Below are 26,475 nucleotides of genomic sequence, written 5' to 3' on the forward strand. Positions count from 1 at the left end.
TATAAAACAGTTTTATTCGCCGTCGACGGGGCCTGTGCCCGTCCTCTATCGAAGCCTTACGGCACCGCGGACGCCGTGCTTGTCATCGCGAGCTCGTCGTTGGCGACGGTGAACTTCACCGCGACGTCCTCCCCGATCTCGCCGCCGATCAGCGCCCGCGCGAGCCGGGTCTCGAGCGTGCGCTGCAGGAAGCGCTTCAACGGACGCGCGCCGAACACCGGATCGTAGCCTTTCTCGGCGACCCACTCCTTCGCGTTCGCATCGAGCTGCACGGTGACGCGTCGCTCCGCGAGGCGCCGGTTCAGGTCCGCGACGAGCAGGTCGACGATCGTGGTGATTTCCTCGAGCGTCAGCGGCTTGAACAGGATCGTCTCGTCGATGCGGTTGAGGAATTCCGGCCGGAAGCTCCGCCGCAGTTCCGCCATTACGCTTTCGCGCACGCTGTCCGGAATCGTCTCCCCCGTCACCCCTTCGAGCAGGAAGCGCGAGCCGAGGTTGGACGTCATGATGATGATCGTGTTCTTGAAATCGACCGTGCGGCCCTGCGAATCCGTGATCCGGCCGTCGTCGAGCACTTGTAGCAGCACGTTGAATACGTCCGGGTGCGCCTTCTCGACCTCGTCGAAGAGCACGACCGCGTAGGGCTTGCGCCGCACCGCCTCGGTCAGCTGGCCGCCCTCGTCGTAACCGACGTAGCCGGGAGGCGCGCCGATCATGCGCGCGACGCTGTGTTTCTCCATGTATTCCGACATGTCGATGCGGATCATCGCCGCTTCGCTGTCGAACAGCGTTTCCGCGAGAGTCTTCGCCAGCTCGGTCTTGCCGACGCCAGTCGGACCGAGGAAGAGGAAGCTGCCGACCGGGCGGCGCGGATCCTTGATGCCGCTGCGCGCGCGCAGGATCGCCTCCGTGACGAGCGAAACCGCCTCGTCCTGGCCAACCACGCGCCGGTGCAGCACGTCTTCGAGCCGGAGAAGTTTTTCCTTCTCGCCCTCGACGAGCCGCGTCACCGGCACGCCGGTCCATTTCGAAACCACTTCGGCGATCTCTTCCTGCGAAACCTCCTCCTTGAACAGCGTCGTGTTGCCGCCGGTCTTTTCCAATTTCTTCAGCTCGGCTTCCATCTGAGGGATGCGGCCATGGCGCAGCTCGGCGACCTTGTTGAGATCGTAGGCGCGCTCCGCCTTTTCCATTTCGAGCCGCGCGGTCTCGATCGATTCGCGCAGCTTCCGCGTTTTTTCGATCGCTGCCTTTTCCTTTTCCCAATGGAGCTTGATGGCGTTGGCCTTCTCGCGGGCCTCGGCGAGTTCCTTGCGCAGCGCCTCGAGCCGGCGCGCGCTCGCCTCGTCCTTTTCCTTGGCGAGCGCGGTCTCCTCGATTTCGAGGCGCAGCACGCGGCGCGTAAGCTCATCGAGCTCCTGCGGCATCGAATCCATTTCGGTGCGGATCATCGCGCACGCTTCGTCGACGAGGTCGATCGCCTTGTCCGGCAGGAAACGGTCGCTGATGTAGCGGTTCGACAACACGACCGCGCTGACGAGCGCGTTGTCCTGGATCCGCACGCCGTGGTGCAGCTCGAAACGCTCGCGCAATCCGCGCAGGATCGAGATCGCGTCCTCGACCGTCGGCTGGTCGACGATGACCGGCTGGAAGCGCCGCTCCAGCGCGGCGTCCTTTTCGATGTGCTTGCGATACTCGTCGAGCGTCGTCGCTCCGATGCAGTGCAACTCGCCGCGCGCGAGCATCGGCTTGAGCAGGTTGCCCGCATCCATCGCGCCCTCGGTTTTCCCGGCGCCGACGATCAGGTGCAGTTCGTCGATGAAGAGCAGGATGCGGCCTTCGCTCTGCTTGATTTCGTTGAGCACGGCCTTGAGTCGCTCCTCGAATTCGCCGCGGTATTTCGCGCCGGCGACCAGTGCGCCCATGTCGAGCGCGAAGATGGTCTTGTCCTTCAATCCTTCCGGCACGTCGCCGCGCAGGATGCGTTGCGCGAGACCCTCGACGATCGCGGTCTTGCCCACGCCCGGTTCGCCGATGAGGACGGGGTTGTTCTTGGTTTTACGGGAAAGGATGCGGATCGTGCGGCGGATCTCGTCGTCGCGGCCGATCACCGGATCCATTTTCCCCTTCCGCGCCTGCGCGACGAGGTCGACGCCGTATTTCTCGAGCGCCTGATAAGTCGTCTCGGGATTGTCCGTGGTGACGCGCTGCGACCCACGAACCTCGCGCAACGCCTTCAACAATGTGGCACGATCCAGGCCGAAACTTTTGAACAGCTTCTTCAACGCCTCCGGTTTCCCGACCTCGACGAGCCCGAGAAACAGGTGCTCGACAGAGACGTAGTCGTCTTTGAGCTGGTCTGCCTCCTGTTCGGCGCGAGTGAGCGCGTCGTTCACCGCCTGCGTCACATAGATCTTCGAGGTATCGACGCTGCCGGTGACCTTGGGGAGCCGGTCGAGCTCGCGCTCGACCGAGAGCTGCAGCGCGCTGGGCGTGATGGAGAGTTTTTCGAGGAGGCCGGGCACGATGCCGTTTTCCTGCCCGAGCAGCGCGGAGAGCAGGTGCCACGTATCCACCTCGTTGTGATTCAGGCGTCGCGCGATGGCTTGCGCATCGGTGACGGCCTGACGGGACATTTGGGTGAGCTTCGCGAAATCCATGATTTTTTCCTTTCGCAAACTTCGGGCCAGCGCGCCGGAGCCAACTTACCTCGGAGCACGGCTTCTTTCATCCAACTAATCGCGTCAGCGTGTTTCGCAACTGGCACACCGCCGCGCCAAGCTGACCGAGTCGCGCGATTTTACTTCATTGGAGAGCCTCGCTCAGTCGTCGCAGCAGGCTTGCGTTATACTTGCCTTGAGGTTGCAGGAGCTGGTTACTAGCAAGAATGCAGCGTACCCACGGCCATTCGATTTTGCCAAAGTGGTCAGGACGAGCGGTTCCCGCCATCGCAATCTGGTGCGTTGTTGCAGGCGCACTTATCCTTTGGGGCGCAATCCTCTCGCACGTGGGCGCTTTGGCGTCACGACTCGGCTGGGGAGTGGGATTCGTGGGCGCAACTCTCGCGGCCTTTTTCGTCGGTAAACACCTGACGCCCACCCGCGAAATTGAGCGGGACACGCCCCCGCTCGGGACCGCATTCCGCGAACAGCCCGCGCTCTTCTTCATCCTTTTCGGAATTTTCGGAGTGATGGCCAGCGGTGCGCTCGTCGCGTTTGCCGCCGCGCCTAGCAACTGGGATTCGCTGACCTATCATCTGGCGCGCGTCGGCTATTACCTGCAACAGGGCTCGCTTGACGACTTTGGGGCCAACTTCTTCGCCCAGGAACAACAAGCGCGCGGCGCCAGCATTCTCCAATGCGCCCTCATCACGATCAGCGGGAGATCGGACCGGCTGGTCGGGCTGCCTCAGCTCGCGGCTTACGTTTTGTGTTTGTGTGAAGTCTATGTCCTCGCGCGCTGGTGCGGACGCAGCCAGGCCGCCTCGCTCGCGGCCGCCGGGGTGTTCGGCTCGCTGACCATCGTGGCAATGGAAGCGCCCACCCCGCAGAACGATCTTCTGCTCGCCAGCTTCCTGGGCGCCGGCGTGGTCGGAACCCTCCTTTACCTGGCGGAGCCCCGGCCAAAATCGTTATTCCTCGCGGCCGGCGGCTACTCCCTGGCGCTGGCGATCAAGGCGAGCGCGCTGACCTGCGGCCTAGGTCTGGCCGTGATTGCCGTCGCCGCCGCGCGCATCACCGTCCCATCCCGCCGCGACGCGGTGCGCCGAACGTGTATCCTGATTCTCAGCACGCTGCTGCTGTCCGCCCTCCTCGCCTGGCCGGCCGGTTACTGGAAGAACTGGCTCCGCCATGGCAACCCGCTGGGCGGGCCGGAGATGATCGAGATTCACATGAAAACAGGCGACGCCGCTTCTCGCTGGCACACGGGCCTGTTGAACGTCGTTCGTTTCGGCGCCGATTTCGCCACCTGCGACGGCCTGCCGGAATCCTGGCTCGGAGAACCAGGCTCGTCCGCGAAAGCCCGCGTCGGAGCCTGGCTCAAACAAATGAGCTTCGACCCCGAAGCTCCCACGAGCGTCCGATCCCCTTTCTCCTGGTCGCGTCCGCGCCTCGCCGACGAAAACGTCGCTTATTTCGGGCTGCTTGGCCCCGCGATCCTTTTCCCGGGCTGTCTTGCAGCCTGGTCGCTGAGGAAACGAGAACCGCTGACCTTCGGTTTCGCGCTCGCGTTCGCCTTTTTCTTTGTCGGGCAGGCTTTCGCCGGTCCCTACGATCCCTGGCGCGGGCGGCTCTTCCTCTACGGCGCGATCTTCGCCGCTCCCGCCGCGGCTTGGGTTTTCGACTCGCCGAGACACTTGCTTCGCCGTGCCGCATGGTGGACCACGGCGGCCGGCGCGTTAGCCGTCCTCCCGGCGCTCGCGTGGCGCTCGCCCAATCCGCTGATTTCCCGACCGGGGGCGCCGAGCGTGCTTAACCTGGATCGGCTGCAACAAATGTCCCTTCACCATCCCTCTCATCCGGCTTTAGTAGCCTTCGACCAGATCGTGCCCCGCAACGCCATCCTCGTGGTCGCGCTTCCCGGCAACGAATACGAGTATCCGCTCTTTGGCGACAAATTCGGCCGTCAGCTCATTCCGCAACGACGCGCACGCGAACAACCAGAACTGGCCGGAACCGAATCCTACCTCCTTTATGATCGCCGGTTGATGGCCGCAAAGCCAACCGACATTCCGCTCGGCTACTTCTGGGCCGTCCGCCCACCGGAGTAGCCGCCGCGCGCGATGTAGGGCGGGAATCTCCCGATCCCGCCGTTCGTAACGGTCTGCCAGACGGGCGAGTCGGGAGACCCCGCCCGACAGCCACGAGGTTGGGCCGCTCAGCGCATCCGCGCGAACGTCGCTTGCAGCATCGCGAGATCGGAGGCGTGTTTCGTGCGCTCCTTCGCCTTCGCGATCAGCTCGGCTTCGAGCTGGTTCTTCGTCGGGCGCTTCACTTCGTAAAATACACCAAACGGTCCCGGCCACGGCTGCGCCGCGAGTCGGAACGCCGCGAGCTCGTCCGTCGGATCGTGACGCGCCGCGTCTTCCGGCGATCCATCGTGCTTCTTTTCCTCGATCAGCTGGAACGCACCGCCTTTCCGCGGATTGCCGGCATCGAACGCGCCGGGGAAAAACTCGACGCACTCCGACAGGATCTCGACCACCGAGAAACCTTCGTGCTTCGCCGCGCGCGTCATCATCTCGATCATGTGGTTGACCTGCGTCGCATGGCTGCGCGCCACAAACGTCGCCCCGCTGTCGAGGAGCTTGCGCATCGGATTCACCGGCTGATCGATCGCGCCCGTCGGATCCGTCTTGGTCTTGAAACCGAGCGGCGACGTCGGCGACGTCTGCTTTTTCGTCAGACCGTAGACGGAGTTGTCCATGATCACGTAGGTGAGGTTCACGTTCTTGCGCGCGACGTGATCGAGGTGATTCCCTCCGATCGAGAACCCGTCGCCGTCGCCCCCAAACACAAACACGTGCAGGTCATCGCGCCCGAGACTGATTCCCGCGGAAAAAGGCAGCGAGCGGCCGTGAATGAAATGCCCGCCGTGCGTGTTCACAAAATACGGGAAACGCGAGGAGCAGCCGATACCCGCCATCGTCACGATGTTTTCGTGCGGCAGGTTCAGTTTTTCCAACACGCGATAAAACGACGCCAGCACGGCGAAATCGCCGCAACCAGGGCACCAGGTCGGATGATCGGCCGTGAGGGCCTTCTTCGTGAGCGGGGCGCGCGCCGCCGGCGCGGCGTCGGTAAGAGGAGCAACGGTGGACATGACGGGCGGAAGAGTGAAAGTGACGGTGAAAGTGACTGGGGGGCGAGAGTAGTAACGCCGGCGCGGATACGTCAGCGGGTATCGCGAAGTTTTCCATACGCGGCGTGGTGGGACACGCCTTCGATGATCTCGGCGACCTTGAAGGTCAGGCCGTCGGTTTTCGTGATGCTGCGGATGTGCGGCATCGCGTAACGCGCGCGAAGCAGCGTCGCGAGCTGGCCGTAGCCGTAGAGGCCCTCGTCGTTCAGCTCCACGACGAGCACGAGCCGGTAGCGCAGAAAGATCGCCTCGAGCCCGGGCGGCAGCGGATTGAGATGCATCAGGTGCAGTTGCCCGCCCGTCGTGCCGCCCGCGCGCAAGCGCTGCAGCGCCTCACGCGCCGGACCGAACGTCGAGCCCCAGCCCACGATCAACACCTCGCCCTTCGCGTCGCCGAAGACCTCCGGCACCGGCAGCGAATTGCCGAGCGCCTTGATCTTCTCGCGGCGCTTCGCGGTCATCTTGCGATGCAGCGCCGGGCTGCCGGTCGGATGGCCCATCTCGTCGTGCTCGAGGCCGGTCACCGTCGGGAAAACATTGCTCGCGAAACGCGAACCCGGCGGCGCGTGCCGCGTGATCCGATCGAGCGGGTAAGGTTTGAAGTCCGCCGGCCGCTCCGACAAGTCAGGCGTCGAATCCACCATCAGCGCCGCGAGATCCGGCTCCTCGAAGGCTTCGATCCGCGTCGCCAGCGCCTGGTCGGTGAGAATCACCACCGGCGTGCTGTAGGTCCGCGCGATCCGCGCCGCTTCCAACGCGACGTAGAAACACTCCTCGACGTTCTTCGGCGCGAGCACGACGCGCGGCGCGTCGCCGTGGCTGCCGTGGATCGCCTGGAGCAGATCGCTTTGCTCAACATTCGTCGGCATGCCGGTCGAGGGTCCGCCGCGCTGCACGTTGATCACGATCAGCGGAATTTCCGCCATCACGCCCCAGCCGAGCGCTTCCATTTTCAACGACAGTCCGGGGCCGGAGCTGCCGGTCACCGCGAGACGGCCCGCATACGAAAAGCCCAGCGCATACGAGATGGCCGCGAGTTCGTCCTCCGCTTGCACGAAGACGCCGCCGTATTTCTGCAGCTCGCTGCGGAGCACTTCCATGATCGAGGACCACGGGGTGATCGGATAACCCGCGCCGTGTCGCACGCCCGCCGCGATCAACCCGTAGGTCAGCGCGGTGTTGCCATCCATCGTGACCTGCGGCCTTCCGCTCGCCGGAGCCGCCGCTGCGGTATCGAAGCGCACGAAGATGTCGCGAATGCTCTCGCCCGGCCACGCGTAACCGGCGTCGAAAGCGAGCATCGCGTTGCGCACGAGATCGTCGCTTTTCCCGCCGAAACGCTCGCGGATCAGGTTGGAAAGTTTTTCGACGTCGAGATTGAAGACCCGCGCGATCAACCCGAGCACGTAGATGTTTTTGCCCTTGTCCTTGCCCGTGCCGCCGACCGCCTCGACCGTGCCCGTCGTGATCGGCACGCCGACGGCGATGAAGCGCTTGTCGTCGGGATTGGGCGTCACGTGATCCTTGTCGTAAATCAACACCCCGCCCGGTCGCAGCGACTCGATGTGGCTCTGATAACTGTGCTGGTAGAACGCCACGAGGAAGTCCGCCGAATCGCCCGCCGACAGGATGTCGCCCGTGCCCATGCGCACCTGGAAAATCGACGGGCCGCCCGAGATCGTGGACGGGATCGTCATATACGTCATCACGTCCTGATCGCTGCGGCCGGCGAGGCGGGCGAGGAAGCCGCCGATCGTCTGGATACCATCCTGCGAATTGCCGGCGAGGCGAATGACAACGTCGTTGAGCGAGCGCGCCGCCGGAAGGTCGGCTGCGGCTCCGCCCAGATTTTCAGGGAGGTTGGGACTGACCATTTCGAAATGGGTTTTGGGTAATCTCTCCGACAGGCCCGCACGAGCGAACCGAGGGAGGAAACATGGGGCGCACCGAACTTGGCGACTCGGCGGAAGCTTGGCGAGGAATTAGCCGGCAACGTCGCTCCACTTTCCCAATTCCGGGAATTCGGGATTCCGGAGCCGGACAAACTCAACCCCGCCCGGTGCGCGCATCGGTTTTCTATCTTCTGCCAACAAGCTACTTGTGAAATGAGGCGCCGGCTGGCACAGGCCGTGCAAAGATCGCGCATCCAACCCTCCTCTTCTCTCCTCGTGTCCCTCCGCGCTTTCCTCCGCCTGTTCGCTCCCGCCGTCGCCGTCCTGGCCGCCACGATGCACGGCGCCGACATCGCCCTGAGCCTCGACGACGCGATCCGCCTCGCGCTCGAGAACAACCCGCAAATCAAAGTCGAAGCGTATGGCCGTTCGATCGCCCGCGCCGATCTGCTCACCGCCCTCGGCCGCTTCGACCCGGCGCTGACCTTTCGCCGCAGCTACGCCGAGGACGGCACGCCGGTGTCGGCCAATCCCCTCGTCGGCCAGCTGATCAAGAGCGACGACTACTCCCTCGCCCTCGAAGGCACGACCCCCTGGGGCCTCAACTACAGCCTCGGCGGCCAGGCGGCGAACGTGCGTTATCCATTTACCGGATACGCCGACAACTACGCGACCTTTGGCGGCCTCACCGTCACGCAGCCGCTGCTGCGCGGTTTCGGCTTCGGACCCAACCTGCTCGGCGTCCGGATCGCCAAGGCCGACCGCGCGATCGCCGACTGGCTCTTCCGCCAGACCGCGATCAACACCGTGACCAACGTCATCATCGCCTACAGCGATGTCGCCTACGCGCAGCAATTTCTCCGCATCGCCCACCGCTCCCGCGAACTCGCGGCCGGCCTGCTGGCGGAAAACGAAAAACGCTTCCGCATCGGCAGCATGTCCGAGAGCGACGTCACCCAGGCCCGCGCACGCACGGCCACGCGCGACGAGGCGATCCTTTACGCCGAACAGGCGCTGCGCGACTCCATCAACCGGCTGCGCCAGCTGATCGGCGAAACCCACTTTCCGGTGAATCCCGAGAACCTGATCGTCGATCCGCCGCAGGCTCCCGCCGATGGCGCGATCCATCCGGCCGAAGACCTGAAACTCGCCTATGAAAACCGACCCGATTATCAGGCCGCCCGACTTGGCGTGGTGAAGCGCCGCGCCAATGATGCCTCCGCCCGCAATCAGCTGCTGCCGCAGATCGATTTCGTGGGCAGCTACGGCTACAGCGGACTCGACCGCGAATTCTCCGTCGCCCGCCGCATGGTGCGCGACTACGACAACCGCTCCTATTCCGCGGGCGTGGTGGTGAGCATTCCGCTGACGTTTGCCGAAGGCCGCGGCCGCGCGCGCTCCGCCCGGCTGCAGTTGCGCCAGGCCGAGGCAGACATCGAGCGGATCGAGCAGGACATCGCCGTGAGCATCGCGAGCGCCGCCGGGCAGATCGAGACCACGCGTCGCCGCGTCGCCGCGAACCGCGCCGCCTACGAACTCGCGAAGGAAGCCCTCGACAACGAATTGAAACGCCTGCGGGCCGGCACGAGCAGCACGTTCTTCGTGTTGAATTTGCAGGGCGAGCTCGCCGGCGTGGAGAACAGCCTTTACGCCGCTCTCGCCGACGAACGCCGCGCCCACGCGCTCTACGACCGCGAAGTCGGCCGCACCCTCGCCGTCCACCACATCGCCCTCGAGGCCGCCCCCGCCCGCTGAGCACCCGTCCCCACGCAGTCCCAAACTGCAGGCCCAATCAGAGTGTCATATAATGTATGACACTTCGTCTGGAGCGCCGCGGGTGAAGATGGGCGGAAAATCCAGTTTACAACGAAACGGTCGCACCTACGTTCACGGCTTCACGTCGCCCGGATGGCGGAATTGGCAGACGCAACGGACTCAAAATCCGTCGCCCTCTAAAGGCGTGTGGGTTCGAGACCCTCTCCGGGCACCAGTTCCCCTGCTTCCGTCCTCGAAGGAAATTCGGGGTTGTAGCGCAAAATCCGGACTTGTTTGTCCGAGATTTGGGGCGATCGGGCGGGCGCAACAAGGCCGAGTGTCCGCGGTCCGTCAGGTGGGAGCGTCGCAGAGAAGCTCTGATGCGAGCGTCCGCGGATCTTCTGGCGGCACGTGGGATACCAGACCCCGTCTGGAATTTCGCGCGTTCCGCGGTAAAGGTTGACGCGAACGCCCGACGGGACGGCTCACTGCGGCTTTGTCTCCCGCACCGCGAGCACGCGGAGGCGCCCGTCTTCCGAAGCGAGCAACACTTCGGCCTGCGCATCGCCATTCAGGTCGGCCAACACCAGGGACCGGATCGGTTCCGGAAGGTCGATCCCGCTCTCCTCGGGCCGCAGCGGCGTGAACGTGCCGTCGCCGTGCCCGTGCAGAAACAGGCCGCGACCACCGTCGAAGCGCGGCACCTCGGGAGGCGGGCTGGCGTCGTTTTGGACGAGCAGCAGGTCGACGCAGCCATCCCCATCGAAGTCCCGCGCCGCGATCGCATTGACCGGCGCCGCCTGCGCGAGCCGCGGCAGTTCACGGAATTCGAAACGCCCCGTCCCGTCATTGAGGAAAACGCCGTGTGCGAGCTGCGTTGCCTCGAGTTTCAACGCGTCATCGAGCACGAATATTTGGTCGAGCGACGCCCGCCCGAAATCCGCCGCGCCCTGGAACTGGCGGCGCAGCGTGGGAAACATGCGCACGAGCGTGGCATAATTTCGCCGCGGTAGAAGGCGACCGCGCTCGAAATACGCTTCCAGAATCTGGCTCGCGCCTGATTCGTCGAAGTCGCCAAAATAAAGCCGAACCGGCTCGGTGACGGTAGCTTGGTAGGAGGTATTGAGTCCGATATTGCCGGCGATCAGGTCGATGTCGCCGTCCCCGTCCACATCCGCGGGAGTCAGGGCGCGCCACCAGCCTTCAAGCGCGGCACAGCCCGTGCGGTCGGTCGCGTCCACCAAGTCCCGGCCCGCTTGATTGAGGAACAGCCGCAGCGGCGCCCACTCGGCGACGACGACGAGGTCGGGCCAGTGGTCGCCGTTGACATCGGCCCAAAGCGCCCCCGTGACGCGGCCGAGCTCCGACAACCCGCGCGCGATCGGCAGCGGCGATGGCACGAAGACACCCCTCCGATTCTCCAGCAAGCGCGACCCCGCAGGCAGCGGATAACGTCCGGCTTTGGTGGCGCCGCCGATGAACAAATCGAGATCCCCGTCGCCATCGAAGTCCGCCGCGGCGGCCACGGAAGCGTTACCGTCAATCGCGGGGAACCGATCGGCCGGCGCGACGTGGAAGACACCCGCGCCGTCGTTGAGGTAGAGGCGAGCGGCGGATGTCGGAGCGCCCGCAGCAATCGTGTCGTCAACACGGGGAACCAGCAGATCGAGATCGCCGTCGCCATCGGCATCGAACCAGAGCGGCGTGGTTTCCGTCCCGGCCGTTTCCGCGTTCCACGGTTGCGGACGCGGGTCGGGAATGAACCTGCCCTCGCCCGCGTTGAGATACAGCGTCCCGGGAGATCCGGCAAAATAGATATCCGGATCGCCGTCGCCATCGGCGTCGCCGGCCGCGATTCCCGGCCCGACCGCCGGTCGCTGCAGCGGGAGCAACGGCTGAAGTTTGCCGGCTTCACTCCGCCGCCCGAGGCGAATGCCCACCAGCTCCGTGCCGGCCGTGACGTCGTGAAACAATCCCGCCGGCGGCCCGGGCGGTGCGGCAGGACCAAAGGGAGCCGGCGGCTGCTGAAAAACGTAGCGGCGATTCGCCGGCAGGTTTTCAGCCACTTGCACGCGTCCGTCGGGCCAATGAATTTCCAGCCGGGCCAGCGCCGTGTCGCGCCCGAGCCCAAAATGGACCTCTGCGGGCGCCGACGACAGCGTTCCGCGCGCGAGCGTGACCTGTCGCGCCGACGAACCGGCGGACGTGGTGCCGATCACCCGCGCACCGACGGCGAATGGGTTGGCTCCGCGACCGCGCAAGACGATCGAGACCCGCGCCGCGTCGCTGTCGTTGCGGAACAGACTGACGGGACGATCAAGGTTCGTGTAAACGAGATCGAGGTCGCCGTCGCCATCGAGATCGGCCGCCACGGCTCCGAAGCTGACGCCGCCATCCTGAAGACCCCAGGCGGCGCTGGTTTCCTCGAAGCGCAGCGCGCCCGTGTTCCGAAAGGCGAGGTTTTCCTGAGCGAGCACCGGGCTGCGGCGCGCGATCAGCGCCGCCTGCGCAGGCGAATCCGCGCGGCGCATCCGGGCGATCAGGTCCGCATTGGCGAAATCGCGGAGCATGCCATTCGTGACGTGCAGATCCTGCCAGCCGTCGTTGTCGAAATCCCCGAACAGCACCGACCAGGTCCAGTCCGTGCGATCCACGCCGGCAAGGCGGGCGATTTCGAGAAAGCGCCCGCCGCCGACATTCAAATAGAGCGCGTTCAAGGCATATTGTCCGATCGCGCCGGGCTCCGCGTCCACCGACGCCCGGCTCTGCCCGAGGGAAAACGTCTGGCGCGCCAGATGAGTGGTGCCCGCCATGTCGGCGACGAACAGGTCGAGCCGTCCGTCGTTGTCGATGTCCCCGCAATCGGCGCCCATCGCATACCACGGCAGGTGCGGCAGCACCCGCGCTGCGATGTCGGTGAACGTGCCGTCGCGGTTGTTTCGGTAGAGATGGTCAGGCGCGTCGAAATCGTTCGCCACGTGCAAGTCGATCCAACCGTCGCCGTCGGCGTCGAACCAGGTGGCCGAGTGCCCGCGGTCCGCCGCCCGGACGATGTTCGCAGCGGCGGTCACGTCGGTGAAGGTGCCGTCGCCGTTGTTGCGGTAGAGCACGTCGGGATCGCCGTCAGGCGCGCGGGATTCATCCCCGAGATTGGTGACGAGAAACAGATCGAGGTCGCCGTCGCGATCGTAGTCGGCGAAGGCGCCGCACACGCTGCCGGCGGCCCGGGCGAGTCCGGCGGCGGCCGCCCGCTCGGTGAACGTGCCGTCACCGTTATTGTGATACAGCAGATTGGGCGCTGCGAGCTGGCACACGAAGAGGTCGGGCCAGCCGTCGCCGTCGTAATCGGCGAACGTCGCTCCCGTGCCCCAGGCCGCGCTGCCCGCCACGCCGGCCTTTTCCGTCACGTCCTCGAATACGAACGGCGCCGTCTGGCGATAGAGCCGATTGGGGGCCGTCTTGTTCACGACGAAGAGGTCGGGCCGGCCGTCGCGGTCATAGTCGCCGACGGCGAGTCCCGTGCCCACCGGGCCGCCGGAAAACTCGGCGAAGCGGCGCGTCCACATCTCGGGATCGTCGTAAGGGTTCGAGGCGGTGAGCCCCGACACTGCCGGATCGATGCGGGTGAACAGCGGCGCGCCCGGCGGGGCGGGAGCAAACTCCAGTGGCTCGGTCGCGACGGGGGCGACCACCGCGGGATTGTCGCCCTTCATCGGCGCGACCACGCCCGCGCAAAAAGCCAGGCTCAGCCCGGCGGCAGCGAGGAGGCCATGCGCGGGTGAGCGGGGCATGTCACTTTCGTTCCGGCTTGGCCGCCGCGTGATCGAGGGTGACCGCGCCGTCCGCGACATGCTCAATTTCGGAAACGGCGCCGTCGGCCCAAATGACCCGAATCCGGTCAGCCTGCGTCGACGCGCCAAGGCCGAAAATCATTTCCGGGGCGTGCATGCTGAGATAGGAGACATCGGCGCCCCACCAGCGGACCTGGTTGCGCCCGCCGCTCGCGACCTCGACTTTTGCGCCGCGGCAAAAGGCGGCGCGGCCCCGGAGGCGGAGCGAGATCGAACGATGGCTCGTGGGCGAGTCGTTGCGCAGCAGGACCGGCGCGCCTTGGTTGCAGGAGAGCGCCAGGTCGACATCGCCATCGCCGTCGTAGTCGGCCGCCGCCAGCCCGCGCGCCGAATAGAGTCGGGCGGCATCGGTCCCGGAGGCAGGCGCGACGTCCCGGAAAGTCGTGCCGGTGTTGAGAAAAAGAAACAGCGGCTCGGGCTTGAGCAGCAGGGCATCCTCGTTCTGCTCGAGCGTGCTGCCGTTGGCGACGGCGATGTCCACCCGACCGTCGCGATCGAGGTCCACGAATGCGCAGCCCCACCCCACCCGGTCGATGGAAATCTCGCCGAGGTCGAACTGGCGGGTCTTGTCGCGATACTCGAGTTTTCCGGCCGCGCCGAGCTGGCTGAAGTAGAGCGCGTTTTCCTGCGTGACCCAGTGCGTGATGAACAGATCGGGCAGGCCGTCGGCGATGCCCGCGAGATCACCAATCTCGGCGACGGACAGACCCATCGCGCCGCGTGGATCGGCGATGCCGGACACCGCCGACAAATCCACGAAGCCGACCGGCTCGTCGCGGCCGAAATCGCCGCCGGTGTTGCGATAAAGGCGGTTGGGCGAGACGTCGTTGTTGACGAAAAGGTCGAGCCAGCCGTCACCGTCGAGATCGACGAACGTGGCGGCCAGGCTGCGCCCGTCGGGATTGGCGACTTCGCAGCGCGCGGTGACGTCCTCGAAGGTGCCGTCGCCGCGGTTGCGAAAAAGACGATTGGGCTGGGCGTTGTAGGAATTGGGATTGAGCGTAAACGGCGCTTCGTAGGGGTTCGCGCTCGATCCGGCGCCGCGCTGCGCGACCGTCGGCTCCAGGCCTTCGGAATCGTAGGTCACGTAATTGCACAGATAGAAGTCAATGTGACCGTCGCGGTCGAAATCGCCCCACGCCGTGCCCGTGCCCCAGAGCGGATCATCCACGCCCGCGCGCGCGGCGACGTCGATGAATGTGCCATCGCCCTGGTTTTGGAACAACCGGTTCGGGCCGCGATTGGTGACGTAGAGATCCTCGTCACCGTCGTCGTCGTAATCCACGAAAGTCGCGCCCATCCCGAAGGCGCCGGGATCGCCGACGCCAGCGGCGTCCGTTACGTCGGTGAAGGTGCCGTCACCGTTATTTCGATACAGGCGATGGGTGTTACCCGGGCGGGCGCCATGGTGGGCGATGCCGGAGTGATTGACGATGTAGAGGTCCCAGTCGCCGTCGCCATCGTAGTCGCCCCAAGCGAGGCCGGAGCCGTTGTCCTCGGGCAGGCCGCGATGCCGTGTCGCCACGCCGTGCCTCATCGTGAGACCGCTCGCGGCCGCCACGTCCGTGAATCGCAGCGGCGAGTCGCCGGCGGCGGACCGCGCAAACTCAACCGAGACGCCGGCGCGGGCGTCCGCGCGGTCGGTGTCGCGCGCGCGGTCAATCCACCAAACCAGCGCCGCCAGTGCGCCGACGCCGGCAACGGTGGCGGCGCTGGACCACCACAGCCGGCGTTGTCGCGGCGTCAGCTTCCGCGTCGGCTGGGCTCGGCTCACGGAGCGAGGGCGCCCCGCGGTTGGGCGGCAACAGACGAGTCGCCGACCTCGATCTCGCGAGTGGCAGTGGTGAGCGTGATCGTGGGCTGGAACACGCCGCTGGCGCGCTCCATCTCGGGCACGACGCGGTCGAGAAAATCCTGCCGGTAGCGGCGGAAGTTCAGCTCGGCGGTGACGGTCAGCGGACCGCGCACCGTGGCGGGAACCGCGACGCGATAAACCTGTTTGTCGGCGTAGCCCGGGAAGATCGTGCGCTGGCCGGTGCCTCCGGCCTTGCGCCAGAGTTCGTGGCGGAGAATCGTGCGGCCGGCTTCGTCGAGCGGCACGCCCTCGAGGACCAGAGTGCCTGAGTCGCGGCTGCGGCCGGATTGGTGGATCACACCGGGTTCGTCGAGAATGTCGCGGGTCTGCGGATCGATCGCACCCCACTCGCTAAGGACGCCGCCATCACGGTCGGTGACGCGCACGTGCAGCCACACGCGAAGAAAGTCGAGCGGGCCGGTGATGAAGGCGTGGCCGATCTTGCGGTTGCGGACCACCACCTGCAGTTCCAGCGGCTGCCCGGCCACGGCGCCGTCCGCGGAAGCGTGAATTTCCAGGGGCGCGATCGGCCCCTTCGGATAGAGATCGGCAATCTCGGGAATCACGGTCTCGCCCTTGAGCCACTCCCGGGTAAGGCGGGTGAACTCCTCGCGGTGCGGCAGCTTGAGAACGTCCGCCATGAAGAGATTGGTCGCGATCGCCCCGTGGTGGCGGTGGGCGCCATCGTCTGCCGAGCGTCGCAGATCGCCGGCCTCACCGGCGCCGGGATCGCGCGAACCGCGGACGAGCCTCATGTGGCAGTCGCGACAGCTCAGCGTGCTGTCCGGGTCCTGCTGATTGTGCCAGTGGCTCTTCCGCCACTCGTCGAACTGATTCTGCGCCGGGCTGACGCCGAAGCGGTTGAGCGCCTCGGGAATGAACTGTTTGTGGCAGGCGCCGCAGAATTCCGGCGTGCGTAGGATGTTGCGGTCGTAGTCGGCCAGGTGCTGCCGCGGGTAAGCGCGGATGAGGAAATCCGCGACGCGTTTGGCGGCGCCGTCGCCCAACTCGCCGACATACTTCCGCGGCGGCGTGAGCACGTAATCGGCGTTGCCGCGCTGATCCACGTGCGAGATCGTGTGACAGACCACGCACGAGGCGCCTTCCTGCATGCCCGGCGCGGAGAGATCCTGCTGGTGGATGTCCTTTGCCCCGGCGAACAATGAGATCGGGTCGTGACACCCCGCACAAAAGCGCGTGTCGGCCGGAGCGCGGTCGTGAGCGAACTCCTTTTGCACCGCCTGGAATGGCGGGTTCATGGCAGCGAAGCGGTGGGCGCTGGGCTCCCATTCGGCCAGGATTTCCTCGTGACAGCCGGCCGTGCCGCACGAGGCAGAGTGGGCGAGCAACTCGGGATTGACCAACTGCCCGTTCACGGTGCGCGCGTAACTCGGCGCGAACGGGCTGCCGCGGTAGTCGTCGAATTTCTGCGCATGCTCCGGCAGCGTGTAGTCAGCCGGCATCGGCAGGTTGGCCGGCGGCTCCCGCACGAGCAGCCCCACGATCGGCATGGCGCCGGCGGCTGCCAGGACGCCGCAAAGGGTCGCGAGGCCGAGCCGCCGCAGTCGCACGGTGAAACCCGCGATCGCGCGCAGTTGGTCGATGCGGCGCCGGTAAGCCGCCACGAGGTGCACGAGAATCAACACGATCGCGGCGAGGCCGCTGACCAGGTGAATCTGGTCCCACGCCTGGTTGATGCGGCGCCCGACGAGCGCCTGAACCGCGACGACGACGCCGCTGGCCATGGCCGTGGTCGCGAGCAGGGCGGAGAGATAGCCGAGCAGTTTGACCACCGACAGCGTCTGATCCTGCCACTGTCGCAGGTGTTTCCATTGATAATGAATGAAGGGCCCCAGGACCAATCCACCCACGACCGTGTGCAACAGCACCTGCAGTTGTGAGGTGATCGAGAACGGCGCGAGCAGGACCCAGAGTCCCGTAAATGCCTCTAGCGCGAGCCCCAGCATCACCACCCGCGTCAGACGCGCGGTCCAGCCGGCGGCCGCGTGTCGCAGGGCGGGAGGCGCGCTGGCCGATGGGGAGGAACTATCAGGGTCGGGCCGCGGCGAAGAGCTGGGGTCGTTCATCGAATGGGGCGTGGGGTAGCCGCGAGCGTAGCGGTGCCTTGCGCCGCCGGTAGCCGAATCTCCAAATCCCTTGATCTGGATCAAAACCGTTGGAGATTCCGCTGTCGTGACGGCCCCGTGCGGGCTGCAATCGCGTCACGGTGCGCATACGATTCACCCCACCCCTGCGACTTCGGCCGCCGCTCGCCGTCGCCGCCCTCTTCGCCTGTTTCATCCTCGCTTTGACCGCGCACGCCGCCGACCAAGACGCCGACGACGCGTGTCTCCGCCGAATGAATACAGGAGCGGCCCAACTCGAGAACGGCGACTTCGCGGCGGCGATTCTCACGTATCAGGAAGTCCTCGCGCTTCGCCCCGCCGACATGGCGGCGCGCCGCAATCTCGCCCGGGCCCAGCTCTTCAGTGGAAACGTCGCCGGCGCGCTCGCCACCCTCGAAACCACGCGGGCCGATCCCGCTCACCTCGCGGCCACCGAATACCTGACCGGGCTCGCGCACCTGCGCCGCGACCATCCCGCCGAAGCGCTGCCTTTTATCGAGCACGCGGTCCGGCTCGAACCGAACCTCGCCGCCCTTCGTTTCCAACTGGCGAAAACCTTCGAACGTCTGGATCGCGGCGACGATGCCGTCACGCAGTTCCGCGACGCGGTCCGGCTCGACCCCCAACACGCCTCCGCGCGCTTCGAACTCGCGATGTATGCACGGAGCCGTCGCGATCTCCCGACCTACCGCGAAGAACTGCGCGCATATAAACACCTGCGCGATCTCTATGGCGACCCCGAGGTTTCACCCCTGCTGCTCGAGGCGTGCGCCCTGACGCGCGCCGAATCGCCACTGTTTCCCGCCGGCGAGAAGGTGCCGGCGGATCCGCCACTCCCCGTGCGCTTCATCGTGCAGTCCGATCCAGCCGCCGGCGTGTCCGCGCTGGCGCCGCTCGAACTCGACGCCGCTGGGAACTACACCCTCGTGGTCCTGACCCGTGACGGACAGCTGCGTCTGGCCACGCTCGCGCCGGACGGCACGCTACGACTCGCGGAGGCAGCGGTCGCGTGCCCGTCACCCGGCGACAGCGACAGACCGCTTCTTCGTGTCGCCCACTATCACGATGTGATTGCGAGCGAGGATCGGCTGAAACCCGACGTTGCCCGTTTTGCCGACGTCCTCGTCGTGGGCGCATCCGGCCTCCGGCTGTTCGAACGCACGGATGCGACAACGCTCACGGACGTCACGGAACGCGCCGGGCTCCTCGGCGCTGCCGGTGGACGCGACGCCCTGTGGCTCGACTACGAACACGATGGCGATGTCGATTTCGTCATCGCCAGCGACACCGGGCTCGCGCTGTGGGTGAATCGCGGCGACGGCCGCTTCGAACCGGCGGCTCCCGGGACAGGCCTGAACGGCAGCGGACGTTCCCTCGGCGCCGCCGATCTCGACGGCAACGGCGCCGTGGATCTCATCGTCGCCCACGGCGGGTTCACGCAGGTGCACGAGAACCAGCGTGCCGGCGTGTTTCGGGACATGCCCACTCCGCCGGGCCCGTGGGCGCCGGCGGACCGCGTGCTGGTGAACGACCTGGACAATGACGGCCGTCCCGATGCCGCGCTGATCGCAGCGGACCGCACGCAGTTTCAGCTCGGCGGCTTCGGCCTCGGCGGCGAAATCCTTCACCCCGGCTTCGCGGTGACGGCGGCGACGTTCACCGACTACGACAACGACGGCTGGCTCGATCTGGTGCTCGCGGGTTCAGTCACGGCCGAAACCGCGCGCGCACAGGTGCGGGTCTGGCGCAACGAGGCCGGTCCCGGTCACCGCCGCTCATGGCGCGAGGTTTCACGCGAACTCGGAATTGCCGATGCGGTGATCGCCTCGCCGCGCGAGGCACTCTCCATCGATTGTGACAACGACGGCGACAGCGACCTGCTCTTCCTCTCGGCCGATGGAAGATTCACCCTCCTGCGCAACGACAGCGGCCACTCGAACCGGCAGCTCAAGGTGCGGCTCAGCAATCTCGCGCTCGCCAACCACGGCGGCATCGGCGCCACCGTCGCCGTCCGGGCCGGACGCACCGTCATCCACCGCATCGTGTCGGCCGAACTGCCGCTCGAGATCGGCGTGGGCCGGCTCGGCGCGATCGACTCCGTTCAGGTGGTGTGGCCCGATGGCACCGTCGACAATCTCATCGATCCGCCCGCCGATGCCGGACTCGCGACCGTGCAGCGCGCGAGCATGATCATCACGGGCTCGTGTCCGTATCTGTTTGCGTGGGACGGCGAACGCTTTCGCTTTGTCACGGATTTCCTCGGCTCGGGCGCGCTGGGGCTCGCGCTGACCCGCGACGTCACCTGGCCGCCCGATCCGGTGGAACTGGTGCGCATCGGCGACGCGACCGAGTTCCGCCCGCGCGACGGCCGTTACCTGATCAATCTCACGAGCGAATTGCGCGAGGTCGACTACTTCGACGCGCTCGAACTGGTTGCCGTCGATCATCCAGCCGGCACGGAGGTTCATCCGACCGACAGCTTCATGCCGCCGCCGGTGACGCCGTCCGAACTCTGGACGGTGAGCGAGCCCATTCCGCTTCGGGCGGCGCGCGACACCCGCGGCCACGATGTCACTGCTCCGCTCGGCGAGATCGACGGGATCTACGCGCTGCCGGGAGACGTGCTGCCCCCGCCCTTGCACGGCGTCTGCCGGCCTCATAGCTGCACACTCGATTTTGGCGAACTCCCCGCCGGCGCGCCGCTGACGATCGCAGTGACCGGCCTGCTCGAATTCGGCACCGCCAACACGAACATCGCGCTGTCGCAGACAGTCAGCGCGAGCCTCGTGTGGCCCACACTGGAGGCGGAGACCGCCGACGGCGCGTGGCAACCCGTGGCGGTCAATCTCGGCATTCCCGACGGCCGCACCAAAACCATCGTCGCCGATCTCACAGGCAAACTCCCGGCCGGTTCGCGCCGGCTGCGCCTGACGACCTCGTTTGAAATCTACTGGGATCGCGTCGCGCTTTTCCGCCGTCGCGAACTGCCGGGCCCGCACCGGCACACGCGGCCGTTTTCTTTCGCGGAGCTGCGCTGGCGGGGCTTCTCGCGCCAAACCCTCGCGGTGGATGGACTCACCCGGGTCGCGCACTACGACGACGTGCAGCCGCAACCGCCCTGGCACACCACGCTCGAAGGCTGGTGCACGCGCTATGGCGATGCGCTCGAACTCGTGACTGCGGTCGACGGCAAGCTGGCGATTCTGAACGGGGGCGACGAGTTGCAGCTCGCTTGTCCCGCGGACGCGTTTCCGCCGGTGCCGGCGGGCTGCACCCGCACCTTTTTTCTCTCGGCGGTCGGCTGGGACAAGGAGGAGAACAACAACACCGTGCACGGCGCCACGATCGAACCGCTGCCTGGCCAGCCGTCGGCAGCCGCGTCGACCGACGACCTCGCGCAAACCGACGAGTGGATGCGTCGCTACAACACGCGTTGGGTGCCACGTCACCGTTTCGCTCCCAACGCGTCCGCGAGCTTGCACTAAGCTTCGGTCAGCGCTCCGCGCCGCTCGCGTGAGGTGCAGCTGTCCTGCCAGCGGACGGACGTCAGTGCGATTTCACCGAGAGCGAATCCCCATCGCGCGCGAAATCCACCAGACCTTTGGTCGCGGTGATATTTACCGCGGAAAATCCTCGTTGTCAGAGATCGAACCGGAGGGCCCTCACTGCCGCCAGCGCAGCGGTTCCAGCTTCGGCACGGCGACATGAAACACCAGGAAGGCGGCGACGTAAACGGAGCCTGCCACGAAAAACAGGCCCGTCAGGCCGTCCTCCTGCGCCAGCATCATTCCGCTCACCAGCGTCATCAGCGCCGCGCCCAGCTGACCGGCCATTCCGCCCAGCCCGACCACCATTCCCACCGCCTTTTGCGGAAAGATATCCGCCACGGCTGCGAAGAGATTCGACGTCAGACCTTGGTGGGCCGCATGCGCCACGCCGACCAGCGCCACCACCAGCCAGAGTTCTTGGGTGTGCGCGACGAGCATCACCGGCACCGTGGCGAGACAACAGATGAGCATGGCCTGCTTGCGCGCCCGCGTCACCGGCCAGCCGCGTCGCATCCAATACATCGACAGCCAGCCTGCGCCCACACTCCCGCCCGCAGCGATGATATAAACCGTGACCAGCGGCAGGCCGAACTCCTCCACCCCCAACCCGAAACGCCGGCTCAAAAACAGCGGCAGCATGGCCAGATACCAGTGCCAGATCGCATCGGTCATGAACTTCACGACCACGTAGCCCCAGGTTTCGCGCTGTCGCAGCAGGATCCCCAAGGGCACGCCGGGACCAGCGCCTTCCCGGCCGCGCTCCGGCTGCCAGCGGGCGTTGAACCAGATCCAAGCCGCCAGCCAGACCATTCCCATGCCCCCCAGCACCAGAAACGTTCCCCGCCACCCGCACACAAGATAGAGCACGGGCACCATCATCGGCGCCAGCACGGCCCCGAGATTCGAGCCGCATTTGAAAATGCCCGTGGCCAGCGCGCGTTCTTCCGCCGGAAACCATTCGGCCACGACCTTGATGCCGCCCGGCATGTGACCGGGGCCCGCCAGCCCCAGACAAAATCGCGCCGCCATGAATCCGCCCACGCTGCCCACGACCGCGTGCCCAGCGGCGGCGAGCGAGAGGGCGAGCATGATCACGATGAAACCGCGCCGCGTTCCGAGCCGGTCGAACAACCAGCCGCCCGGAATGAAACCCGCCGCATAGCCCAGCTGGAACCAAAACACGATCGCCGCATAATCCAACGGCGACCACGCCAACACCCCGATCAATGCCGGCGCCAGCACGCTCAGCGCCTGCCGGTTCATGTAGTTGTCCGCCGTCATCGACAGCAGCAACGCGCACATGCCCCAGCGCGCCGCCGGTCTCAGCGCCGTCCGGGGCGGCAACACTTTCGTGGCGGTCAGGGACATGACGGCGTCTCCGCCGCCGCGACCGCCCCGGCCGGTCGCGGTCGCACCGTGGTCCCTTCGATCCAGATGCCGTCGATCAACAGGCGGTGCGGCACCGCCGGCACGCCGCGTTCGTTGCGATGCAGCATGCCCACCACGAAGTCGACCGCCGCCGCTCCCACCTGCTGCGGGTTCTCGTCCACTCCCGAATGCCCTTCGCCCGGGTGCGCATCACCCAGGTAAACCAAACCCAGCCCTTCGGGAGGCCGCAGTCGCATCGCGTGCAACACCGGCACGACCTGGCCGAGCTTGGTGATGATCGCGTCGGGCCGCGCGTCCTTCATCCAGGCGGCGAACTCCCGCTCGTCCCACTTCGTCATGAGCAGCGGCAACAATCGCTCGCCGGAGCTCATGCCGTGTTGCTCGATCAGCAATCCCGCCAGCCAGTTGTTGTCCACCCGGTCGTCACTCGCGATCAACATCACCAGCCCGATGCGCCCATAGCCGCGCCCGCGCAGTTCCTGCACCGCCAGCCGGATACAGCGGTATTGATGCGCCGACACCACATGCAGCCCCGGCGACACGAGTGAATACCCGATCGCCACGGCGGAGAAATCGGCCCAGTCCAGCTTCAACACCCCGCCTGCGCGCGGCAGCGGCGCCATGATCAGACCGGTGATGCTGCGGGTCCGCAAAATCTGGCTCGCCCGCGCGGGACTCAATCCCGGCTCGCCCAGCCAGAAATGCTCCAGCTTGTAGCCGATCTCCTCCGCACGCTGCTGCGCCCCGGCGTGCTGCTTTCGAAAAATCTGCACGTTCCGCCAGTCGTCCCGCCCGGGAAACGCCGACACCCACGCGAGCGTCGCGCGATAGCTGACCGGGCGCAGGATCCGCCGATAGCTCGCCAGCGACGCCAGCATCGGATCCGGCACATAACCCAGCTGCGCCGCGACCTTCTGCACGCGTTCGCAGGTTGCCTTCGGCAACCGCGGGTGATTTCGCAACGCCAGCGAAACCGTCGAAAAATGCACGCCCGCTGCCGCTGCTATGTCGCGCAATGTGACTCTCCGCAACGGGGGTAACGGCATGCCGCGGGACACTGCCCGTCCGCTTTCGCGGTGCCAGCCAAATATTCAACAATTTGACCAAGCCCTGAATTTACCTCTGCTCGCGCCCCTCTAGCGCTGATCGCACGCTGGCAGCCCGTCTTTGGCTCGCCGCGCTGACCCTAACCCCCGCATCCCTATGAACCCCACCCTCCAGCACCGTCCTGGACGCACGCGTCGGCGTGCCTCCACGCTCCTCCTGCTCAGCCTCCCCTTCGCCCTCGCGCAGGCCGTCTATGCGGCCGGCACGGTCACCGGTGTTGTCACCGACGACAGCGGCTACTTCGTCCGGGGCGCCACCGTCGCGATCGACGGCACCAACCTGTCCACCACCACCGATCGCGACGGGCGTTTCCGTCTCGATAGCGTGCCGGACGGCACCCAGCGCGTCACGGTGGATTACCTCGGCTATGCTCCCGCCAACCGGACCGTCACCGTCAGCAACGACCGCGCCGCCGACGTCCTCCTCAAACTCGATCCCGAAGTCGTCACCCTCGAAGCCTTCAAGGTCGAGAGTATCCGCGAGGGCCAGTCGCGCGCCATCAACCAGCAGCGCGCTTCGAACACCATCTCGAGCATCATCTCCTCGGACGCCATTGGCAACCTGCCCGACAAAACCGTCGGCGATGCCCTCGCGCGCCTGCCGGGCGTCAGTGTCGTGCTCGATGGTCGTTCCGCCTTCGCCTCCATCCGCGGCGCCGAGGCCAAGTTCAATTCCATCACCCTCGACGGTTCCCACATCAGCACGCCGGCCAACGACGGTATCTTCACCACCGCCGGCTCGGAGACGCGCGCCGTGGACCTCAGCACGATCCCGTCGGACATGATTGCCGGCATCGAGGTGGTCAAGGCGCTCACGCCCGACCGCGACGCCGACGCGTTCGGCGGACAGGTCAACCTCGTCACCCGCAGCGCCTTCGATCTGAACGAGCGCACCATCAACGGCAGCGTCGAGTATCTCTATAACAGCCTGAAGAGCGACGGCGGCTATGCGTTCAATATCAACTATAGCGATGTCGTAAACCAGGCCCGCACGCTCGGCGTCACCGCCACCATCAGCTACTCCAACGAGAATTACGGCCAGAACGACTACGAGATCGCCTATTACGAAAAACTCGGCACCCCGGTCGAAAACATCACCGGCGTCACCGACCAGGCGATCTCCGAGTTCGACCAGCGCTACCGCGAATATAACAAGCGCAACCTCGGCGGTAACCTCAATTTCGACTACCGCCCGGCCGGCAGCAACTCCCAGTTCTACCTGCGCCTCTTCCACAACGGCAGCGACACCGATAGCGACCGCTGGCGCCTGCGCCAGCGCGGTCTCACGCGTTTCCTGGCCAGCTCGACCGATGAGCTCGCCCAAGGCACCGAGGCCCGCCTCACGCGCCGGCTCGACGACATCCAGACCGAACGCCGCAACGACCGCGTCACTTTCGGCGGCAAGACCACCCTGCCCCAGGGCGACCTCTCGTATGAGGTCAACTACGGCGACGCCGCCCTCGACGCCAACTCCCGCCGCTATCAATTCGAGACCGCCAGCAGCGCGTTGCGCCGCACCATCAACTGGACCGTCGATCGCTCCGATCCGATTTTCCCGGTCATCACCATGGTCCACAACAGCACCGGCGAAAACATGCTCGATCGCACACAGGACCTCGCGCTGAACCAGCTGCGCCTGCAGAACGTCGACGCCAGCGACAAGGACCTCGTGGCCAAGCTCGATTACAAATTCGACCGGCCCGTCGGCAGCCTGCCGCTCCAGTGGCAGGTCGGCGCCAAGTATCGCGGCAAGGATCGCTCGCTCGACGGCTCCCTCGACGACTACGATCCCGCCGGCACCGCGCCGCGCCAGAGCGCCTACGCCTCCGTCTTCACGCCGCGGAATCTCTTCGACGGCCGGATCCGCTCGCTCGGGCCCTACCCGGACCTCAACGCCGTCTTTGCCGATCTCTCCGCCAATCCGGCCAACTGGGTGCTCAACAACACCGACGAATCCGAGGTCGTCGCGATCTCCCGCTATGACGCGACCGAGGACATTTCCTCCGCCTACGGCATGGCCACCGCCAAGTTCGGGAAACTCGAGACCATCGGCGGTATCCGGTATGAGAAGACGAAGGTCGACTACACCTACCGTCCCACGCCCGCCACGCGCGCGCACGGCGGCTCGTCCTACGACAACCTCTTCCCCTCCCTGCTCGCGAACTATCGCTTCACGCCCAATCTGATCCTCCGCGCCGCGTGGACCAACACGCTCACGCGTCCCGACTACGGCGATCTCATCCCCTACGAATCCAACCTCGATCCCGAGGCGATCGAGGATCTCGACAGCGGCGCCTTGGTCCGCGTTTTCCAGGGCAACCCCAACCTCCGCGCCCAGAAGGCCATGAACTGGGACGCCGCGCTCGAGTGGTATTTCCAGCCGACCGGCATGTTGTCCGTCTCGGTGTTCCACAAGGACATCACGGACTTCATCTACAAAGGCGTGCAGGTCGAATCCCGCCCGCCGATCTTCGCCGCCGTCTATCAAAACAAGAACGGCGCCGACCAGTCGATCACCGGCACGGAGCTCTCCTGGGTTCAGTCGCTCTCGATGCTTCCCGCGCCGTTCGACGGCCTGGGCTTCAGCCTCAACGCCACGTTCGTGGAGGGCGAGTCGACCTTCCCGACGCTCAACCTCACGACCGGCGCCAAGGGCACCCGCACGGAAAACTTCATCCCGCTGCAACCCAAGCGCGTCTATAACGCCCAGGTTTACTGGGAAAAATACGGCTTCACCGCCCGCGTGGCTTTGAACTACATCGGCGAATACGTCCGCGAAGTCGGCGGCCTCGCCGGCGCCGTGACCAACAACGACGCCACCCGCATCGACGTCCAGTTCTCCTATCGGATCAACCGCCACTGGACGGTGTTCGTCGAAGGCAAGAACCTCAGCGAGGAGGTCAAGGCCTGGTATAACAACACCCCGGCGCGCCCCGAGGAATACGAATACTCCGGCTGGAACGCGGCCGGCGGAGTTCGCTTCCGCTTCTAAGCGCCCGCGTTTTGCGAGCCGCGCCCTTCACCGGGCGCGGCTCATTGTTTTAGGAACCTGCGGATTTACCGCGCCGCCCGACTGCCTTTTCTTTTCTCC

12 protein-coding genes and 1 tRNA gene are annotated in these 26,475 nt (G+C 66.0%); 5 read left to right on the forward strand and 8 right to left on the reverse strand.

The genetic code is table 11. The features are described from left to right. Positions 1–56 precede the first annotated feature (56 nt). Entirely contained in the window at positions 57–2,660 is a 2,604-nt protein-coding gene (gene clpB, locus AC6RV7_RS03245; RefSeq protein WP_500092465.1) for an ATP-dependent chaperone ClpB, read from the reverse strand. A 356-nt stretch (positions 2,661–3,016) separates the two neighbouring features. Between clpB and AC6RV7_RS03250 the strand changes: the two genes are divergently transcribed. Further along, a complete protein-coding gene (locus tag AC6RV7_RS03250) occupies positions 3,017–4,771 on the forward strand; it encodes a hypothetical protein (RefSeq protein ID WP_500092466.1) in 1,755 nt (584 codons plus the stop codon). Positions 4,772–4,878: 107 nt separating this feature from the next. Here the strand turns inward: AC6RV7_RS03250 and AC6RV7_RS03255 are convergent, their stop codons facing one another. Beyond that, complete coding sequence (locus AC6RV7_RS03255; protein WP_500092467.1) at positions 4,879–5,823, reverse strand: thiamine pyrophosphate-dependent enzyme; 945 nt, start codon at positions 5,821–5,823, stop codon at positions 4,879–4,881. A gap of 71 nt (positions 5,824–5,894) precedes the next feature. Then, positions 5,895–7,736, reverse strand: a complete 1,842-nt coding sequence (locus AC6RV7_RS03260) for a 2-oxoacid:acceptor oxidoreductase subunit alpha (RefSeq protein WP_500092468.1) — start codon at positions 7,734–7,736, stop codon at positions 5,895–5,897. A 294-nt stretch (positions 7,737–8,030) separates the two neighbouring features. On the opposite strand from AC6RV7_RS03260, the gene AC6RV7_RS03265 reads away from it, so the two are divergent. Further along, positions 8,031–9,509 (forward strand): TolC family protein, encoded by a 1,479-nt coding sequence (locus AC6RV7_RS03265; RefSeq protein WP_500092469.1) that lies wholly within the window; start codon positions 8,031–8,033, stop codon positions 9,507–9,509. A gap of 147 nt (positions 9,510–9,656) precedes the next feature. Next, positions 9,657–9,744 (forward strand) — tRNA-Leu (locus AC6RV7_RS03270). 250 nt (positions 9,745–9,994) lie between these two features. Here AC6RV7_RS03270 and AC6RV7_RS03275 read toward each other — a convergent pair. From AC6RV7_RS03275 to AC6RV7_RS03285, 3 genes are read right to left on the reverse strand one after another with little or no spacing between them, the layout of a single operon-like run. Next, positions 9,995–13,300, reverse strand: a complete 3,306-nt coding sequence (locus AC6RV7_RS03275; protein WP_500092470.1) for an FG-GAP-like repeat-containing protein — start codon at positions 13,298–13,300, stop codon at positions 9,995–9,997. A gap of 1 nt (position 13,301) precedes the next feature. Further along, a complete protein-coding gene (locus AC6RV7_RS03280) occupies positions 13,302–15,134 on the reverse strand; it encodes a CRTAC1 family protein (RefSeq protein ID WP_500092471.1) in 1,833 nt (610 codons plus the stop codon). Beyond that, positions 15,131–17,302, reverse strand: coding sequence for a multiheme c-type cytochrome (locus AC6RV7_RS03285; RefSeq protein WP_500092472.1), 2,172 nt, complete (start codon positions 17,300–17,302; stop codon positions 15,131–15,133). The genes AC6RV7_RS03280 and AC6RV7_RS03285 overlap by 4 nt, the downstream gene beginning before the upstream one ends. A gap of 272 nt (positions 17,303–17,574) precedes the next feature. Between AC6RV7_RS03285 and AC6RV7_RS03290 the strand changes: the two genes are divergently transcribed. Beyond that, entirely contained in the window at positions 17,575–20,826 is a 3,252-nt protein-coding gene (locus tag AC6RV7_RS03290) for an FG-GAP-like repeat-containing protein (protein WP_500092473.1), read from the forward strand. Between the two features lie 177 nt (positions 20,827–21,003). Here the strand turns inward: AC6RV7_RS03290 and AC6RV7_RS03295 are convergent, their stop codons facing one another. Both AC6RV7_RS03295 and AC6RV7_RS03300 read right to left on the reverse strand, forming a co-directional pair. Beyond that, complete coding sequence (locus tag AC6RV7_RS03295) at positions 21,004–22,257, reverse strand: MFS transporter (RefSeq protein WP_500092474.1); 1,254 nt, start codon at positions 22,255–22,257, stop codon at positions 21,004–21,006. After that, the gene (locus AC6RV7_RS03300) at positions 22,248–23,324 is read right to left on the reverse strand and encodes a LacI family DNA-binding transcriptional regulator (RefSeq protein WP_500092475.1); all 1,077 of its coding nucleotides are present in this window, start codon (positions 23,322–23,324) and stop codon (positions 22,248–22,250) included. The genes AC6RV7_RS03295 and AC6RV7_RS03300 overlap by 10 nt, the downstream gene beginning before the upstream one ends. Before the next feature lie 157 nt (positions 23,325–23,481). On the opposite strand from AC6RV7_RS03300, the gene AC6RV7_RS03305 reads away from it, so the two are divergent. Beyond that, a complete protein-coding gene (locus AC6RV7_RS03305; RefSeq protein ID WP_500092476.1) occupies positions 23,482–26,376 on the forward strand; it encodes a TonB-dependent receptor in 2,895 nt (964 codons plus the stop codon). Positions 26,377–26,475 lie beyond the last annotated feature (99 nt).

Source organism: Opitutus sp. sgz309028 (assembly GCF_059821195.1).

What these genes read in the sequence shown, in the direction of transcription:
- clpB (WP_500092465.1), bottom strand. Translation starts at nt 2,660, where the DNA reads ATGGATTTCGCGAAGCTCACCCAAATGTCCCGTCAGGCCGTCACCGAT.
- AC6RV7_RS03285 (WP_500092472.1), bottom strand. Translation starts at nt 17,302, where the DNA reads ATGAACGACCCCAGCTCTTCGCCGCGGCCCGACCCTGATAGTTCCTCC.
- AC6RV7_RS03295 (WP_500092474.1), bottom strand. Translation starts at nt 22,257, where the DNA reads ATGTCCCTGACCGCCACGAAAGTGTTGCCGCCCCGGACGGCGCTGAGA.
- AC6RV7_RS03260 (WP_500092468.1), bottom strand. Translation starts at nt 7,736, where the DNA reads ATGGTCAGTCCCAACCTCCCTGAAAATCTGGGCGGAGCCGCAGCCGAC.
- AC6RV7_RS03305 (WP_500092476.1), top strand. Translation starts at nt 23,482, where the DNA reads ATGAACCCCACCCTCCAGCACCGTCCTGGACGCACGCGTCGGCGTGCC.
- AC6RV7_RS03275 (WP_500092470.1), bottom strand. Translation starts at nt 13,300, where the DNA reads ATGCCCCGCTCACCCGCGCATGGCCTCCTCGCTGCCGCCGGGCTGAGC.
- AC6RV7_RS03255 (WP_500092467.1), bottom strand. Translation starts at nt 5,823, where the DNA reads ATGTCCACCGTTGCTCCTCTTACCGACGCCGCGCCGGCGGCGCGCGCC.
- AC6RV7_RS03300 (WP_500092475.1), bottom strand. Translation starts at nt 23,324, where the DNA reads ATGCCGTTACCCCCGTTGCGGAGAGTCACATTGCGCGACATAGCAGCG.
- AC6RV7_RS03290 (WP_500092473.1), top strand. Translation starts at nt 17,575, where the DNA reads ATGAATACAGGAGCGGCCCAACTCGAGAACGGCGACTTCGCGGCGGCG.